Source organism: Spirillospora sp. CA-142024, assembly GCF_050942325.1.
Lineage (GTDB): Bacteria > Actinomycetota > Actinomycetes > Streptosporangiales > Streptosporangiaceae > Spirillospora.
The window spans coordinates 7039243-7054533 of record NZ_CP192077.1; the positions used below are offsets into that span (position 1 = coordinate 7039243).

Annotated in this window: 16 protein-coding genes and 2 pseudogenes; 6 read left to right on the forward strand and 12 right to left on the reverse strand. The window is 68.8% G+C overall.

The window, feature by feature from the left end; all coding sequences use genetic code 11:
* Positions 1-38: 38 nt before the first annotated feature.
* A complete protein-coding gene (locus ACQPZP_RS33230; RefSeq protein ID WP_433473643.1) occupies positions 39-506 on the forward strand; it encodes a MarR family winged helix-turn-helix transcriptional regulator in 468 nt (155 codons plus the stop codon).
* Between the two features lie 188 nt (positions 507-694).
* Here the strand turns inward: ACQPZP_RS33230 and ACQPZP_RS33235 are convergent, their stop codons facing one another.
* Together ACQPZP_RS33235 and ACQPZP_RS33240 are read right to left on the reverse strand one after the other, a co-directional pair.
* Entirely contained in the window at positions 695-1279 is a 585-nt protein-coding gene (locus tag ACQPZP_RS33235; protein ID WP_433473644.1) for a hypothetical protein, read from the reverse strand.
* 392 nt (positions 1280-1671) lie between these two features.
* Positions 1672-2076 carry a MerR family transcriptional regulator gene (locus ACQPZP_RS33240; RefSeq protein ID WP_433473645.1) on the reverse strand — a complete coding sequence of 135 codons (405 nt, stop codon included), beginning with the start codon at positions 2074-2076 and terminating at the stop codon, positions 1672-1674.
* An 89-nt stretch (positions 2077-2165) separates the two neighbouring features.
* Here ACQPZP_RS33240 and ACQPZP_RS33245 point away from each other — a divergent pair, with 89 nt between their 5' ends.
* The gene (locus ACQPZP_RS33245; protein ID WP_433473646.1) at positions 2166-2906 is read left to right on the forward strand and encodes an SDR family NAD(P)-dependent oxidoreductase; all 741 of its coding nucleotides are present in this window, start codon (positions 2166-2168) and stop codon (positions 2904-2906) included.
* 161 nt (positions 2907-3067) lie between these two features.
* Here ACQPZP_RS33245 and ACQPZP_RS33250 read toward each other — a convergent pair whose 3' ends face one another.
* The 6 genes and pseudogenes from ACQPZP_RS33250 to ACQPZP_RS33275 all read right to left on the reverse strand — a co-directional run bounded on the left by ACQPZP_RS33250 (position 3068) and on the right by ACQPZP_RS33275 (position 8250).
* A complete protein-coding gene (locus tag ACQPZP_RS33250; RefSeq protein WP_433473647.1) occupies positions 3068-3307 on the reverse strand; it encodes a hypothetical protein in 240 nt (79 codons plus the stop codon).
* Between the two features lie 62 nt (positions 3308-3369).
* Complete coding sequence (locus ACQPZP_RS33255; RefSeq protein WP_433473648.1) at positions 3370-3861, reverse strand: hypothetical protein; 492 nt, start codon at positions 3859-3861, stop codon at positions 3370-3372.
* A gap of 32 nt (positions 3862-3893) precedes the next feature.
* Positions 3894-4607 (reverse strand): annotated as a pseudogene (locus ACQPZP_RS33260) (Gfo/Idh/MocA family protein); the annotation flags it as partial.
* A 152-nt stretch (positions 4608-4759) separates the two neighbouring features.
* Positions 4760-5950 carry a PP2C family protein-serine/threonine phosphatase gene (locus tag ACQPZP_RS33265; RefSeq protein ID WP_433473649.1) on the reverse strand — a complete coding sequence of 397 codons (1191 nt, stop codon included), beginning with the start codon at positions 5948-5950 and terminating at the stop codon, positions 4760-4762.
* 444 nt (positions 5951-6394) lie between these two features.
* Positions 6395-6589, reverse strand: a complete 195-nt coding sequence (locus tag ACQPZP_RS33270; RefSeq protein ID WP_433473650.1) for a hypothetical protein — start codon at positions 6587-6589, stop codon at positions 6395-6397.
* An 80-nt stretch (positions 6590-6669) separates the two neighbouring features.
* Complete coding sequence (locus ACQPZP_RS33275) at positions 6670-8250, reverse strand: MFS transporter (RefSeq protein ID WP_433473651.1); 1581 nt, start codon at positions 8248-8250, stop codon at positions 6670-6672.
* A gap of 90 nt (positions 8251-8340) precedes the next feature.
* Here ACQPZP_RS33275 and ACQPZP_RS33280 point away from each other — a divergent pair, with 90 nt between their 5' ends.
* Entirely contained in the window at positions 8341-9012 is a 672-nt protein-coding gene (locus tag ACQPZP_RS33280) for a TetR/AcrR family transcriptional regulator (RefSeq protein ID WP_433473652.1), read from the forward strand.
* 131 nt (positions 9013-9143) lie between these two features.
* Here ACQPZP_RS33280 and ACQPZP_RS33285 read toward each other — a convergent pair whose 3' ends face one another.
* Positions 9144-10895, reverse strand: coding sequence for a VanW family protein (locus tag ACQPZP_RS33285; RefSeq protein WP_433473653.1), 1752 nt, complete (start codon positions 10893-10895; stop codon positions 9144-9146).
* Positions 10896-11115: 220 nt separating this feature from the next.
* Between ACQPZP_RS33285 and ACQPZP_RS33290 the strand changes: the two genes are divergently transcribed.
* Positions 11116-11970 carry a class I SAM-dependent methyltransferase gene (locus ACQPZP_RS33290; RefSeq protein WP_433473654.1) on the forward strand — a complete coding sequence of 285 codons (855 nt, stop codon included), beginning with the start codon at positions 11116-11118 and terminating at the stop codon, positions 11968-11970.
* A 397-nt stretch (positions 11971-12367) separates the two neighbouring features.
* Here the strand turns inward: ACQPZP_RS33290 and ACQPZP_RS33295 are convergent, their stop codons facing one another.
* The 3 genes and pseudogenes from ACQPZP_RS33295 to ACQPZP_RS33305 form a co-directional block, all read right to left on the reverse strand.
* Positions 12368-12466: a hypothetical protein gene (locus ACQPZP_RS33295; protein WP_433473655.1), complete on the reverse strand. Its 99-nt coding sequence runs from the start codon at positions 12464-12466 to the stop codon at positions 12368-12370.
* A 63-nt stretch (positions 12467-12529) separates the two neighbouring features.
* Positions 12530-12973: a hypothetical protein gene (locus ACQPZP_RS33300; protein WP_433479780.1), complete on the reverse strand. Its 444-nt coding sequence runs from the start codon at positions 12971-12973 to the stop codon at positions 12530-12532.
* Between the two features lie 154 nt (positions 12974-13127).
* Positions 13128-13475 (reverse strand): annotated as a pseudogene (locus ACQPZP_RS33305) (MFS transporter); the annotation flags it as partial.
* Here ACQPZP_RS33305 and ACQPZP_RS33310 point away from each other — a divergent pair.
* Both ACQPZP_RS33310 and ACQPZP_RS33315 read left to right on the forward strand, forming a co-directional pair.
* On the forward strand, positions 13456-13629 hold the full coding sequence (locus ACQPZP_RS33310; protein ID WP_433479781.1) for a hypothetical protein: 174 nt from the start codon (positions 13456-13458) through the stop codon (positions 13627-13629). The pseudogene ACQPZP_RS33305 and the gene ACQPZP_RS33310 sit on opposite strands and share 20 nt — an antisense overlap.
* Before the next feature lie 171 nt (positions 13630-13800).
* Complete coding sequence (locus ACQPZP_RS33315; protein WP_433473656.1) at positions 13801-15273, forward strand: MFS transporter; 1473 nt, start codon at positions 13801-13803, stop codon at positions 15271-15273.
* Positions 15274-15291: the final 18 nt, after the last annotated feature.

Here is a 15291-nt window from a genome sequence, read left to right on the forward strand (position 1 = left end):
AATCACGCGATATGTGACATGTCAAATAGGATGGCGGCATGGACGAACCGCGCTGGCTCACCCCCGCCGAAGACCGCGCCTGGCGTGGTTATCGGCGCCTGTCCCTGCTGCTCGACCAGCAGATCGCCCGGGACCTGGCGGCCGACTCGGGCCTGTCGGAGGCCGACTACGACGTGCTGTCGAACCTTTCCGAGGCGCCCGGCGCCCGCATGCGGCTGACCGAACTCGCCGGGCACATGCGCTGGTCGCCGAGCCGGCTGTCGCACCATGTGACCCGGATGCAGCGGCGCGGTCTCGTCACCCGCGACACCAGCCCGGCCGACGGACGTGCCGCGGTCATCGTCCTCACCGACGAGGGCCTCCGGACGATCGAGGAGGCCGCCCCGCACCACGTGGAGTCCGTGCGCCGCCACCTCATCGACCTGCTGACCCCCGCCCAGGTGGAGGCCCTCGCGGCGCTCACGGAGACGGTCGTGGCCCACCTCGTAGAGGTGGAATCACCATGAGCGGGGACGCCGGAGAAGCGCTGGTTCCGCGGCCGCCGGTGAGCCGGATCAGCCCGTGGTCGCGGCTTGAGGCCGGCAGGAGTCGTTGATCAAGTGGTCTGTATTCGACCCCGGCGCCTCTGCTGTGATCACTCAGAGTGACAGATCGGGGTGTAGCGATTTCAAGTCCGCCGCCTGCCAACACCAGGTCACGGTCGCCGGTCCGATTCCGGTGGTGTCGTGCTCGCGCAGCATCCGCCTGACCGTCGCCGGCACCTTCCGGTCCCTGCACTGAAGCCCCTGGCCCTGCGACGGCGTCGGAACAGGAGGCACCACCTGCCGGAACAGTTCCCACAGCGGGACTTGAAGGGCAACAACGACGGCCCTTCACCAACGGGGGTTGTTGGTGCAGGAGGCACTGCCGTCGGCACTTCACTGAGGCGGACGGGCAGGGCGTCGAGGCGCCCGGTGGGCAGGCCCAGCGTCTTGGCCAGCGCGTGTAGATCATCATGTTCGGTACTGGACAGGGTTTCGCGGTGCGAGCTCAAGCTGGTGATCAGCTGATCCACTGCCTTCTCCCACTGGCCCGCGCCGGCGAGCATCGAGATCCGCTCCAGCGTCCGGGCGGGTAACCGGCCGGCGTGCAGGCCGGGCAAGGCCCGCATCTTCCCGGCCAGCTCTCGCTGCTCACTCCTGGAGATGATCGCCTCCGCCGGCGGCGCCGGGCCGCGCCGGCGGCGAAGGACCCGGCCGCCATCGATCAGTTGTAACAACCAGCTCGCCTCGGCCAGCATCCCTTCCTCCATTCTGACGGCCCCTCCGCGCACCGTGGCGGAATGGGCCACTCGGGCCGCACAGGCCCTTTCGGTATGCCGGAGCCGGCCAGAGCGGCGTCTGCGGTTCTGCTCCGGCGTTCGCGCAGGCGAGGTCCCGGCGTCCGCAGCGGCCTGCTCGCAGACCCACTCGTCCACACCACGGGTGATGAGGATCAACTCTCACTCAACACAAGCTGCAATCGACTCATCACTTGCAGTGAAGCATGGATTTGCGGGCATGGGCAATCGACAGTCACTGCGGCGGCAGCACGAAGGAAGACCGGCTCGGCCTCACACCAGGGGCTGTCGTGGGGCGAACTGCGGCCGCGGAGTCGTTGGGGATGTCCTCCAGCGCGTGGGAAGCGGCTTCCTCAACGGGCAATGCTTCGACGCGTGAGGGGAGCCGGGCCGGTGGCCGCATTCTCGGACGCCGTTTCGATCACTTCGTCCAGGACGTCGCGGGAGCGAAGCAGATCGGCGATCATGCGCTCGATGCGTGCGCGCTCCGCGGTGAGTTCGTCGACCAGTTGCGGGGTGGCGATCTCGTTCGGGCGACCGTCGGCGTCTTTCATGCAGGGCAGCAGTTGTGCGATCTTCCGGCTGTTCAGGCCCGCGGCATAGAGCGTCTGGATGCGTATGACGCGGTCGACCGCCCACTCGCCGTACTCACGGTGGCCGCCGGGTGTCCGCTCCGCGCGCAGCAGTCCTTGCGTTTCGTAGTAGCGCAGGGAACGCTCACTCACCCCGCTGCGCCGGGCCAGTTCGCCGATCCGCATTCCTCACCTCGGGTGACGATGACTTGAACCTGACACTGATGACAACTTTTACCATGCCGGCTGAGCGACCCGTCTGCGAGGAGGCATCGATGAGTGATCTGACCGGCAAGGTGGCGCTGGTGACCGGCGGCAGCCGCGGGATCGGCGCGGCGGTATCAAGCCGGCTGGCCAAGCAGGGGGCGGCGATTGCGCTGACCTACGTCCAGGGCGCGGACCAAGCGCGCGAGGTCGCCAAGCAGATCGAGGCGGACGGTGGCAGGGTGGCGGTCGTCCAAGCCGACCTGGCACATCCAGAGGCGGCAGCGCATGCAGTGGATCAGACGGTGAGAGAGCTGGGCCGCATCGACATTCTGGTCAACAACGCGGGCTTTCTGACCTACGGCCCGGTGGCGGAAGTGTCGGTCTCGGAACTGGACCGGGTGCTCGCCGTGGACGTCCGGTCGGTGTTCCTGGCCGCCCAGACGGCCGCCCGGCACATGGGCGACGGCGGGCGGATCATCAGCGTCGGGTCGTGCTTCAACGGACGCGTTCCCGGCTCGAACTTCGTCCTGCAGGCGATGGCCAAATCCGCGCTCATCGGGCTGACCAAGGGACTGGCCCGGGAACTGGGGCCGCTCGGGATCACCGCCACCATCGTGGACCCGGGCCCTATCGACACCGACATGAACCCGGCCGATGGCGAGACCGCGGACTTCCAGCGATCCCTCACCGCCCTCGGACGGTACGGCGAGGCCGAGGACATCGCCGCCGCGGTGGCCTACCTGGCCGGCCCCGGCGGCCGCTACATCACCGGCACCTCTATCGCCGTGGACGGCGGGTACACCACCTGACGGCGAGCCCCACGCGCCCTCGCGGAATCCGCTCATGGTGCGTGTGAAGCCTCGGGGTCTAGGCTCTCCGCCGAGATCACGCACTGTTGGGCCGGTGGAGTCTTCTAGGTAGGGGCGCGGTGGTTGGCCGCGCCCCCTGGATGCGGACGTCGGAGCGCCTCTCAGAGGCCGAAATCTCCAGACCTCGTGAACCTCCTGAAGGAGTGGCTCTGCACGACCTGGTGGAGTTCGGTGAGGCTCTCCCACAGGAGCCTCACCTCGTAGGGGTCGACCGAGGCGATGTCGCGCTCCTCGCCGGCGATCTCGGCGGCCGTCGTGGCCAGCAGGTTCACCAGAGGCGAGAGAGCACCGCTGAGGTCGGCCACGACCGGCCTGAGCGCCGTCGACTTGTCGAATTGCACGTTCCGGAGGTCGTAGTAGGGCCCGCATCAGAAGGGCGTCTGCCCCTATCAGTCCGGCCTGTTCAGCCCAAGGACTGGCGGGTGCCCGTATCCGCGGAGACCCTGATGGCGTCAAGAAGACGGTGCAACCGCAGACCGGCGTCGAAGTCTGGGACACCGCGTGAGCCCGTGCGCAGATCGAGGGCCAGTCGGGCATACATCTGAGCCACGTTGAAGCCCTCGGCGGCCGGATCAATCCCGGCGGCCCAGCGGTATCGGGTGGGGATGGGCAGTTCCCGCCAAGTGGCATCCGAGGCGTCTGTCCCGAGCAGGCGCAGTTCACCGATCTGGATGCCCGCCGGGCCGCCTGCTGCGGTGGAGACGACGGCGAGGTCTGCCTCGGTACCGGAGATTTCCAGCCGGGTCCGGGCATCGGTCCCCTTGGCGTCGTGGATGTGAGCGGACACGACGGCGCCGCTGACGAGGGTCGCGTTGAGCAGGACGTGGGCGGGGCTTGTTGCCTCGACCACCTCGCCGGTTTCGGCGATGGTGGAGACGGCATGCTGTATGGACAAGGTGGCGAGAGGTCACCGATGCTGCCCAGTAGGTGCTGCAGCGCATCGAGCGTGTGCCCGGCCGCGACCTCGAGTGTGCCGGCGCCGGTTTCGCGGTCGAGGGTGTAGGCGGCCCAGGCGGGGATTCGGCCCCCGGCCCCCTTGCCCCGGGCGGCGTACACGGTGGCCGAGGTCACACGTCCGAGATGGCCACCCGCGACCAGGTCGCGGGCATAGGCGATCGCAGGGGCATGGCGCGCCTGCAGCCCGATCGCGTGGTGGACACCCGCACTGCGGGCTGACGTCGCGAGAGTCTCGGCCTCTTCGGCGGTACGGGCCAGCGGCCACTCGCAGTACACGTGCTTGCCGGCTGCCAATGCGGCCTCGACCAGTTCGGCATGCGCGGGAACCTTGACGGTGATGACGACCAGGTCCACCTCGGGATGCTCGGCGAGTTGCCGGGCGTCGGTGAACGCCCGCGCGGCACCGAACCGGCGCGCCGCCGCACGGGCGCTCTCGGGACGGCTGGTGCCGACCGCGGTGATCTCATACTCCGGCAGTGCCGCCAAGGCCGGCACGTGTGCCCGAGCCGCCCAGCCCCGGTCCGGGCTCGCTCCGATGATGCCCACTCGGATCTTCTTCGATTCCATTCCGCTATGGCCCCAGGAAAGGCGTCGTCGGTGACGACCCGCCGCGGTGCGCGCCCGCGGCGGCGGCGCCGGCTGGCCTTCCGCAACACCCACCGCCGGCACTCGGCTCTGGGCCATCTCAGCCCTGCCGAGTACGAAACACGATCAACCACGGTGACCGCTGCCGCTAGCAATCGGTGCCTACAAACAGGGTGGAAGCCCCGAGGGGAACCACTGGGCGCCGTCAGGCATCTTCTTCGCTCGCTGTGGCGACCGGGATCGGCTGGGGCTTAGCCGGCCGGGGCGCGGCCCCGGCGGGTCAGGGGCTGGTCGTTGAGGGTGTGGGCTGTGATGTGCGGCAGTTGGGGATGATGGGTGGGGCTGCGTTTGATGATCAGGAGGGCGGTGTCGTCGGCGGGCTGGTCGCCGATATGGGTGAGCAGGTCGTTGTGGATGTGGTGCAGCAGGGCGTCGGGGCTGGTCGCGGGGAAGGAGGCGACTCGTTCGGCGAGCGGGTAGAAGTGTCCGGCCGGTGAGCGGGCTTCGATGACGCCGTCGGTGTAGAGCACGAGCATGTCACCGGTCTCGAAGGTGAACGGGTCGGTGCGGCGGGCGGGGACGGGTAGTTCGCACATGCCGAGCGGGGGTGTGGGGCGGCGCGGGTGCAGGGTCGTGACCTGGTGATCGTGCACCAGCAGTGGCGGCGGGTGGCCGCAGTTGATCATCACGGCGTGCGGGTCCTGGTCGGGGATGTCGAGGACGAGGGCGGTGATGAAGTGCTCACCGAGGTCGTGCTCGGTGGCGGCCTCCTCCAGGTTCCGGCAGACGCTGTCTTCGAGGGCGGCTGTGAGGTCGGGCAGGGCGGCGTACCGGTGAGCGCCCTCGCGGAAGGCTCCCAGGACCATGGAGGCCTCGCCGATGGAGGCCAGGCCCTTGCCGCGGACGTCGCCGATGACCACCCGGGTGGCGGGACGGGCGGCCCGGGCGACCGCGAACAGGTCGCCCCCGATCTGGGTCTCGTCCTCGGCTGCCAGATACAGCCAGGCCACGCGCAACGGCCCGATCCGGCGGGGCGGCGGCCGCAGCAGAACCCGCTGTGCCACCTCGGCCACCGACCGCACCCGGCTCAGCGCCCGGCTACGCCGTTCAAGCATGAACTGCAAGAAGACCACCAAAGCGCTGAGCATGGTCAGCGCGATGATCTGTGCCACGTGATTGGCTGTGGTCAGCCCGCCATGAAACACCGCGATGAGCACCTGCGCCGCCACGGTCAGGGCCGCCACAGCGGCGGTGGTCCGGGTCCCGGCCATGGAGGCGGTGAGGGCGGGCGCAACGACCAAGAACGGGCCCAGATGGACGGTCGTCGGGAGTTGCAGGTCAACCACGGTGATCACCACGATCAGTGCGAGCGGGACCGCCACCAGCCTGCTGCTCAGTGGCTGCTCGATCAGGCGGTCCACCCACAAGCGCCGGGCGCCCATACCTCCCTGGTGCCCCCCGCCTAGAGATGTATGTTCGCCCGGTCACCGCACGGACCTGTGGCGCACCACAACCAGCGCAGTGAGAGCCTCTGTGTGGGTGCGATCGGGGCAGATCCACGACACGGACATGCCTGGCCGGGCGGCCATTCCGTACGTCTTCGGGCTCAGCATCCTAAGCGAAGCCGCCGCGCTGGCAGCGCTCGCCCTGGTCAGCCGGTGGGGCGAGAGTTTCCCCTCCGATCGTCGGCGGCAGGCGCGTCCCACCAAGGCTGGTGGTCATCCCCGCCACGATCGGCGGTCTGGTCACGACGTTCGTGACGGTGATGATGGGACTCACCTGGTTCGGGGTCATCGAAGGGGTCTCGTACGAGAACATCTGGTGGGAGGCGTCGGCCAAGACCGCCGTCACCCCGATCGCTCTGTGGGGCCCGATCCACTCACAGGTCAGGGTGGCGGTCCCGGAGATCCGCCACGCCCGGCCGGTGCCTGGAGCAGAATCGGGGCCAGTCTGCTCACCGCCCCGGACGCCCACGCCGGATCGTCGGTGTGGACGTGGACGTTCTCGTCGACGCGCGGGTCCGCCGTGATGATCCCCGGCCGCGGCGGCAGCATGGCGGTACGGGACCGCGGATCCTCCATGGTGGGCACCGCGCATGACGTGGAACTATGCGGCAGCCAGAATTTGTGGGTTCGAGTCCCGCGCGACCCACCACCCCTGACTAGGGCAGCCGCGGCGCATGATCGTGATCCTGCTCGTTCCGGTCCGCATGATTCGCGCCGCGCCTGAGAAGGACCAGGGACGCAAGACCACCGAGTACGACGATCAAGACGCCGATCAGAAGAGCGGTGCTCATCCCGGAGGCGAAGGCCTCTCGGGCCGTCGCGACCAGCCGGCCGCCTCGTTCGCCACCGATCTTCTCGGCGACCAGCAAGGCTCCGCTGAGGGAGTCCCGCGCCGCGTCCTGCGCGGGTCCGGGCAACGCGACGGTCCCGTCCCCGACGTCCGCGCGGTAGCCGCTGTTGAAGATGCTGCCGAGGATCGCGATGCCGAGGACGGCACCGAGTTCACGGGTGACGTCGTTGAGGGCGGAGGCGACTCCCTGCTTCGCGGTGGGCAGCGCGGCCATGATCGCGTCGGTCGCGGGAGTGGCCGCATAAGCGACGCCCGCGCCGATGAGGGATCCGCCGAAGGCGACCGGCCAGAATCCCGAGTCCGTGTCGATCAGTGACAGGACGGCCAGGCCGGCGGCGATGAGTGCCATGCCGAGGCCGATGACGGGGGCGAGTCCGTACCGGTGCCCGAGCCGGGGCGCGGTCGGCGAGATGATGATCATCGCGATGGCCAGTGGCAACAGGCCCAGACCGGCCTTGAACGCGGAGTAGCCGAGGATCTCCTGCAAATATTGGAGCAGCAGGAAGAAGACCCCGAACGTCACCAGCGACTCGACGACGATGACCAGCGAGCCGCCGGACACGCCGCCGAACCTGAAGATCCGCAGGTCGAGCATGGGATGCGTGGTCCGCGACTCCCACCAGGCGAACAGTACGATGCCGACGGCGGCCACCACGAACCCGGCGACGACCACGGCGTCCGACCAGCCGCGCTCGGGTCCCTCCACGATCGCGAAGACCAGCGCGGTCACGCCGACGACGGAGAAGGCGGCGCCCGGCACGTCGAGCGGAGCGGCGTTCGGGTCTCGCGAGGTCGTCGTGAGCAACGCCGCGGTCACCAGCGCGAGGATGGCCAGGACCGCGTTGAACACGAAAAGCGAGCGCCAGGAGAAGGGCTCGAGCAACGCGCCGGCGACCAGGATGCCGATCAGTCCGGCCCCGCCGAAGACTCCGGACCAGATGCCGACGGCTCGACCGCGTTCCTCGGCTGGAAAGGCGTGCGTGATGATCGACAGGGTCATCGGCATGATGAGTGCCGCGCCCGCCCCGGCCACCGCTCGCAGGGCGATGACGGTGCCGGTGCCGTCCACCCACACGACCGCGACCGAGGCGCCCGCGAAGACGAGCAGCCCCAGCAGCAACGCGCCCTTGCGGCCGTAGCGATCGCCCACTGCTCCGGCCGGAAGCAGCAGGCCGGAGAACGCGATGCCGTAGGCGTTCATCACCCACTGCAGTTGTGCCTCGGTGGCGCCCAGGTCGCGGCCCAGCCCGGGCAGTGCCACGGCAAGGGAGACGAGCATGCCGACGACCGCGGTGAGCGCCACGCACATCACCGCCAGGACGACCAGTCTGCGGTCGTGAGGCGTCCTAGCGGACGTTCGGGGCGTCGCGGCCTTGGCGGAGGTCACCCTCACCATCTCCTTCATCAGATTCAAACGATCGTTTTAACCTAAACACCCTTGTACAGGTTAAGTCAAACGATCGTTTAAACTGGACGGGTGAGCAGCAGCAGGGACACCACCAAGAGCCGCATCCTGGACGCCGCCGAAGATCTGTTCGGCGGACAGGGCTTCGCCGCGACCTCCGTTCGCGCCGTGACCGCGGCTGCGGACGCGAACGTCGCTGCGGTCCGCTACCACTTCGGATCAAAGGAGGGTCTGCTGCGAGCCGTGGCGGACCGCGCCATGAGCCAGGTCAATCAGACGCGGCTTGACCTGCTGAAGGAACTGGCAGGAGCCGGGCGGGATTCGGACGTCGCATCACTGGTCCGTGCGTTCGTCGTCCCGAGCACCGAGCTGGCGCGGCAGCACGGTGAACGGGGGCCCCTCGTCGCCCGGTTCATCGGAAGGGTCATGTTCGAGCCGGACGGCACCATCCGCAGACTGTTCGCCGAACAGGTCGATCCGGTCGAGGGCCGGTATCTGGCGGCCTTGGCGCACGCCCTGCCCCATCTGCCGGAGGACGAGGTGGCCTTCCGCTACCGCGCGATGGTCGGTGTGCTGGCCCTACAGATGACCGGCGCGCTGAACGACCTCACAGTCCGCGGAACGGAGCCGTTCGCCGAGCAGGACGGCGTGACGGAATGGCTCGTGACCATGATCACCGCTACATTCCTCGCTCCCCGGACCGGGTCTGCCCCGGACCAGGCGGTTCCCCGCCTCCCTCGATGATCGGGCAGTACCGCCGGGGTGCTTCTCCTGTCCGGGGTGTCGAGCGGCGACGCCTACGCGTCCGGCGTGCTGCCCGGCATGCTCATCACCAGCCGCCGTCCTCCTTGCACTTGGCGCCGCCCTCCTCTGCGCTATTCGCAGGTGACCCGGGGCTCAGGGAGGTAGGTCGTGTGGAACTTCTGCCGGCGCACGACCTTCCCGTCCTGCTTGAAAATCCGCCAGACATCGATCTGGAAGCCCTCGGCACCCGGCATCGGAATGCACTTCTTCCCGGAGTCGGTCTTGGTCTCGAATCCGCGAGCGGCATACCGTTCGGAACTCTTCGACTCGATCTCGTACCGCTTGGTGCTCCAGAAGTTCACCGTGAGAGACGTACCGGTGTAGGAGGTGTCGACCATGACGCCGTACGGAGAGTCGTTGCGCCAGCGGAAGTCCGGCTGGGGGAAGGACACGGTCGACTCGCGGCCAGCGGGGTAACGCGAGATGTAGAAGCTGTGCGGCGTGTGCTGCACGTCTTGCAGACCGCCGAAGAAGACGGCGTTGAACATCGTGGTCGCGAACTGGGAGATCCCGCCGCCCACGTCGTCGGCGTACCGACCCTCAAGGATCATCGGGGCCGGCACGAAGCCGCGCGCCTCGTCGCGCTCGCCCACGATGCCGTTGAGGGAGAACGTCTCCCCCGGCCGGACGATGTAGCCGTCAAGGATGTCCGCGACGGTGTGGATGTTCGTCACCCGCGGGGCACAGCACGCGTGACGGGTCGTGAAACCGCTGATCTTTTCGCGGACGCCCAAGCGGCGAGCCTCCTCTGTGGTCACCCTCGGTTCAGCGGTGATCAGCGGAACATTCGCCTCACGCCCTGCCGTTCGCAAGGCCGCCGCGACGACCGCATCGCCAAGAGCCTGCGGCGCGACCTCACGTCCTGTGGCCGCGGGCACGAGCTGCGGTTCACCCTTCTTGATCTTGAAGGTGGCATCGCGTGCGCGTTGTTCGACCTTCGTCAACCGGGAATCCAGAGCGCGCGCAAGCTTGGAGGCGTCCACCTGAGGACGCATGGATCCGCCACCATCGGATTCAAAAGTCAGGTACGGGGCGAAAGCCTTTGGCTCGACGGTGAGCTTCTCGCCCCCGGTCTGGAGCGTTACCGGCCCGGACACGGCGATTCGCGCCGACCCCGCCGCAGCTTGGCGGACGGCCTCTTCATTTGTCGTCGGCCGCAGCCGGCCTGTCGGCAAATCGAGCGGCGCCGACTTTCCTTGGAGGGCCTTCAGGTAAGCGGACCGAACGGGTGCCGCCGCCTGCCGCGCGTCGAGCCCCTCCCCCGGGCGCGGAAGAACGACCTCCGGTGTGGTGCCGTGGAAACGAACCTTCCCTTCGCGCGCCGGGGTGCCGATCTGGGTGTTGGCCCGCTCGATGGCAGCGGCAAGCCTCGGTCCGTCCAGCCGGATGCGCGGAGCGATGTCGCGTCCCCCGTAGAGGGTGCCGAAGACGGACGTGAGCCCGAACCTGCCTCGTATCGCCGACTCGACCGTCGCGCGCGCATCGAGGGAGAGACCTGCCTCGGCCGGTTGCAGCGTCACCCTGCGCCCTTTGGCGCTGATCACCAGAGGCTGTCTTGCCCGGGCGCCGATCCTGGCATTGAGGCGCTCGATGGCCGCGCTCTCCTTGAGCCCGCTGATCTCGATGCCCAGAACGCGCGTCCCACGCGGCACCTTGGCGCCGGCAAATGCCCGGGCGCCCGCATGACCGACGAAGATGATCAGGACAACGGCCAGGGCGAAGAGGATCAGGGCACGCCGCGGCCGGGTCGTGATGGCCAGGACGAGCCGTGCTCCGCGCGGCCTCGCCCTGTCCTTGGGGGCGGATTGGCGGGTGCTGTGCACTGCCACCTCCTCCGGGTATGGGAGCCACTGGATCGACTCAAGCTCTACTAAGGAACATAGTAGGAGCGTGGAGTCGGAGGCGCCCTCCCGGCTGGACTGTACGCACGCGGCACGCATGCGGTTCACGAGCCGTCGCGAGAGAAGCTACTACTACGATTAAGTAGTACTATGTTTATGTAGTAACGCTGGACCTCAGCGCAGGCACGTGAAGGGGGACCACATGACCGCCACGCCTTCGGACTCCTCGGGCATGGGAAACGAGAACGGATGGGACGGATCGACCGGACGGCACTGGGTTCAGCACGAGGATCGCCACGACCGGATGCTGGCCTCGCTGACCCCTCGGCTCATCGACGCGGCACAGATCTCCAGGGCCGACAAGGTCCTCGACATCGGCTGCGGATGCGGCGAGACCAGCCGCATCGCCGCGCGCAGCACACCCGAGGGCGAGGTCCTGGGCGTGGACATCTCGGCACCGATGCTCGACCAGGCTCGCGAACAGGCACAGGCGGAAGGCCTGGTCAATCTGCGATTCGAGCAGGCCGACGCCGCGACCACCCCTTTCACTCACGGCCACTTCGACGTCACGCTCAGCCGGTTCGGCGTGATGTTCTTCGACGACGCGCGGGCGGCCTTCCGGAACATCTCCGAAGCGCTTCGCCCCGGTGGCACGCTGGCGTTTCTCTGCTGGCAGGAGGTCTTCCAGAACGAGCACTTCATGGTCCCGTTCCGCGTTCTCGCCTCGTTCGGGACCTTGCCGGACATCGGTGCGCCGGGAGCCCCTGGTCCGTTCTCACTGGCAGACCCGGACGGGACCCGTGAACTGCTGTCCCAGGCCGGCCTCTGCGACATCGAGATCCAGCCGATCCGCGAACCGCTGCGCATCGGCTCCGACGTCCAAGACGTCGTGGACTACTTCCGTTACCATCCGGCGGCGACGCCGATCATCGCCGCCATGGACGAGGCCACACTCGCCCGGGCCCTGGGCGAACTCGAAGAGGCCGTCCGCCCCTTCCAGACCCCCGACGGTGTGTTCCTCGAGTCCGCCGCCTGGCTCGTCACTGCACGGCGCTGACCGACCGGGCGTGGCGACGAACCGCAGGGACCGGCGTCAGTTCTTAGACGAAGCGATCGAATCCGCTCCTCGCGGCGAGATGCGGCATTTCCGGAGGCTCGAAGGCGACCGCGAAGCGCTTCTGCCAGGAGAAGAAGCGAGGCGAGCGCCGGGGTCATCCGTGTGTAGGACTCGGTGGGCACGATCCCGGTAGGAACTCCGATGACCAGGACCGTGCCCATGGCACCGAGAAGGGCGACGCCCCACTGCCGCCGGGTCCAACTCCGCACCACACCACCTCCCGCCATCGTCAATTACTATCATTGTTAGTAGGCATTCCGACGGGTGCGCCCCAGCGAGTTCGGGACGCCAGAGGGCGGCGCTCAGCCGCTGCGCAGAAGCCGGCCAACGGCCGCCATCATCTCCGCCCTGGCCTCCTTTCCCTGCCCTCCGTCCTGCCGTCGCTCATGCAGTGCCGGACGTGGTCGTGCAGAAGCCCCAGGGCGACCTTGTCCAAGGCTGCCTGGACGGCGGAGATCTGGGTGAGGACGTCGATGCAATAGGAGATCCAGCGGCCGCGTCACCCAATACGTCGCAGGCTGTGGTGGGCGATGCCTGCGGCCGGGATGAGCAGAGCGAAGGTCAGCGCCATGGCGGGAGCGAGTCCGAGGACGCCTTGCAGCGCACCGACGGGAAGGTAGAGCAGGCCGGCCAAGGCGTTACCGATGCCGATCACGATGCCCGCGGTGGCCGCAGGCGCGTCGGGAGCCGCCGCGATCATCACACCCGGCCCAGTGGGCAGGACGAGCACGCTCAGCAACGGAAGGACGCCGAGGGTGAGGGAGGCGTTGGTGACGCGAGCGAATCCGAAGCGTGCACCCAGCAGGCCGCCGAGTACAGCACCGAGACCGGCGGCCAGGGAGAAGGCGGCGAGTGTCTGGCCGAGCAGCGCATGGTCGGTGGCCAGTCCCCGGTCGGTGACGAGCCAGAGCGGAACGGCACCGGTAAAGGTGATGAAGGCCAAGCTGATGAGGGTGGCCGCAGTCGTGAGCGACGCGACCGGGCCCGTGAGGGCCCGGCGATCGAAGAGCCGGCCGAGCCGTGCCATGCGGCTGCCAGTCAGGCAGCAAGGTCAGTACGCCCAGGGCGAGGACGATTCCGGGCAGCATCAGCCACGGCAGGACACCGGTGCCGTGGCGGGCGACCAGGTAGAGGATCAGTATCGGCCCCGCGGCGAAGCCGGCCATCCCGCCCGCGGTGAACAGCCCGACGGCGAGTCCGGGATTCTTGGCGGACGGTCCGCCCACGATGCTCGTGGAGACCGGATGCAGCGCCGCGGAGCCGATCCCGCCCAAGGCCAGCAAACCCAGCACTGCCACGACACCGTGTGCTGCACCGACCAGGCTCAGCGCGATCGCTGCCAGGGCGACACCGCCGGCGGCGATTCGGCGCGCACCGACCCGGTCCGCAAGGGCGCCGAGAAGCGGCTGGGTCGCCGATGAGCTGATGTTGAAGACCGCCACCATCAGGGCCAAGGTGGCGGTGCCTGCCCCGAACCGCGCCTGGAGCGTCGTCGAGGCCCGGCTCACGTTCGCGGTACCGGGCAAAGACTTCGACGGTCGCAGCCAACTACCCCTACCCCGTATCTATTTCGGCGCGGCAGACACTGACCGCGCTTGAGTCGACCCTGATCCACCGCGCGTGATGGCGCCGAACCAACTCGCCGGGCTGGACTGATGGTGCGACAGGTCATCAGGTCCATCCCGTGTCGGGGGCTTGCGGTTTGAAGCATACCCCCCTAGGGTAATCCGAGCTCGAAGGATACCCCCTAGGGGTAATAGAGGAGGGATCATGTCCGCATCTTCCGCACCGCCCGCCGCCCGCCGGTGGTGGGCGCTGGCACTCATCGCCACCGCCCAGTTCATGGTGATCATGGACACCTCGATCATCGGGGTGGCGCTGCCGCGCATCCAGGACGACCTGGGCTTCTCCCAGGAGAACCTGTCCTGGGTGTTCAACGCCTACGTCGTCGCGTTCGGCGGTCTGCTGCTGCTCGGCGGCCGGCTGTCGGACCTGTTCGGCGCCCGCCGGCTGTTCTCGGCCGGATGGGTCGTCCTGCTCACCGGATCCGCGGTGGCCGGCGCTGCCGGCACCATCACCGCCGGAACCGTCGCCGTCGAGCTGACCGGCCGCGCCCTGCAGGGCGTCGGCGCCGCGCTCATCGCGCCCGCCGCGCTCACCCTGCTGATGATGCTGTTCGGCTCCGAACCGCGCGAGCTGACCAAGGCGCTGTCCCTGTACGGCGCGGCCGCCCCCGCCGGCGGCACCGCGGGGGTGTTCCTCGGCGGCGTCATAACCGAGTACGTGTCATGGCCGTGGGTGTTCTACATCAACATCCCCATCGCCGTGCTCGCGCTGGCCGCCGCGCCTGTGTTGATGCCCGGCGGCCGGGGCGGCGCCCGCGGCTCGATCGACGTGATCGGCGCGCTGACCGTCACCGCCGGGCTCGGGGTGATCGTCTTCGCCGTCGTCCGCGCACCCGAGGTCGGTTGGGACGCGGCCGCGACCTGGGCGGTCCTGGCCGCCGGACTCGTGCTGCTCGGTCTGTTCCTGGCCGTGCAGGCGTCCCGCCGCGCACCGCTGATGCCGCTGTCGATCTTCCGTGCGCCGAACCTGGGCGCCGCCAACCTCGCCCAACTCCTGCTCGGCGCGGCCTGGATCCCGATGTGGTTCTTCCTGAACCTCTACCTGCAGCAGGTCCTCGGCTACAGCGCCTTCCCCTCGGGCGCCGCGCTGGTCCCGATGACCGCGCTGATCATGCTCGGGATGATCGTGCTGGCGCCGCGGGCCATCGGCCGCCTCGGCGGCAAGACCACCATCGTCACCGGGCTGCTGGTGCTGGCCGCCGGGATGGGCTGGCTGTCACTGATCCGCCCGGACGGAAACTACTGGGTGGACGTCCTGCCCGCCTCGCTGGTCGCCGCGCTCGGCATGTCGCTGGCCTTCATCCCCTCCCTGGGCACCGCCCTGTCGGCCGCCCGCCCGGAGGAAGGCGGCCTGGCGTCCGGCATCGTCAACACCAGCTACCAGGTCGGCTCGGCACTGGGCCTGGCCGCGATGACCGCCATCGCCGCCTCCTCCGGCGCCCGGCGGCTCGGCGACCTGCCCGCGCTCACCGACGGGTTCTCCGCCGCCTTCATCGGCGCGGGCCTCATCGCGCTCGCAGGCGCCGCACTGGCCGCCGTCACCCTGCGCACACCGCGACGGGACCCCGCACCCGCCCCCTCCCTCCAGGCGGAACACGAGAAGGTTCCAGGCCACTGACCGGCACATTCGGGGGGC

Bases quoted from the DNA above. Each gene is read 5' to 3' on its own strand.
- ACQPZP_RS33265 (WP_433473649.1), bottom strand. From the start codon at position 5,950: ATGGGCGCCCGGCGCTTGTGGGTGGACCGCCTGATCGAGCAGCCACTG.
- ACQPZP_RS33240 (WP_433473645.1), bottom strand. From the start codon at position 2,076: ATGCGGATCGGCGAACTGGCCCGGCGCAGCGGGGTGAGTGAGCGTTCC.
- ACQPZP_RS33230 (WP_433473643.1), top strand. From the start codon at position 39: ATGGACGAACCGCGCTGGCTCACCCCCGCCGAAGACCGCGCCTGGCGT.
- ACQPZP_RS33290 (WP_433473654.1), top strand. From the start codon at position 11,116: ATGACCGCCACGCCTTCGGACTCCTCGGGCATGGGAAACGAGAACGGA.
- ACQPZP_RS33315 (WP_433473656.1), top strand. From the start codon at position 13,801: ATGTCCGCATCTTCCGCACCGCCCGCCGCCCGCCGGTGGTGGGCGCTG.
- ACQPZP_RS33245 (WP_433473646.1), top strand. From the start codon at position 2,166: ATGAGTGATCTGACCGGCAAGGTGGCGCTGGTGACCGGCGGCAGCCGC.
- ACQPZP_RS33235 (WP_433473644.1), bottom strand. From the start codon at position 1,279: ATGCTGGCCGAGGCGAGCTGGTTGTTACAACTGATCGATGGCGGCCGG.
- ACQPZP_RS33270 (WP_433473650.1), bottom strand. From the start codon at position 6,589: ATGGAGGATCCGCGGTCCCGTACCGCCATGCTGCCGCCGCGGCCGGGG.
- ACQPZP_RS33310 (WP_433479781.1), top strand. From the start codon at position 13,456: ATGTTGAAGACCGCCACCATCAGGGCCAAGGTGGCGGTGCCTGCCCCG.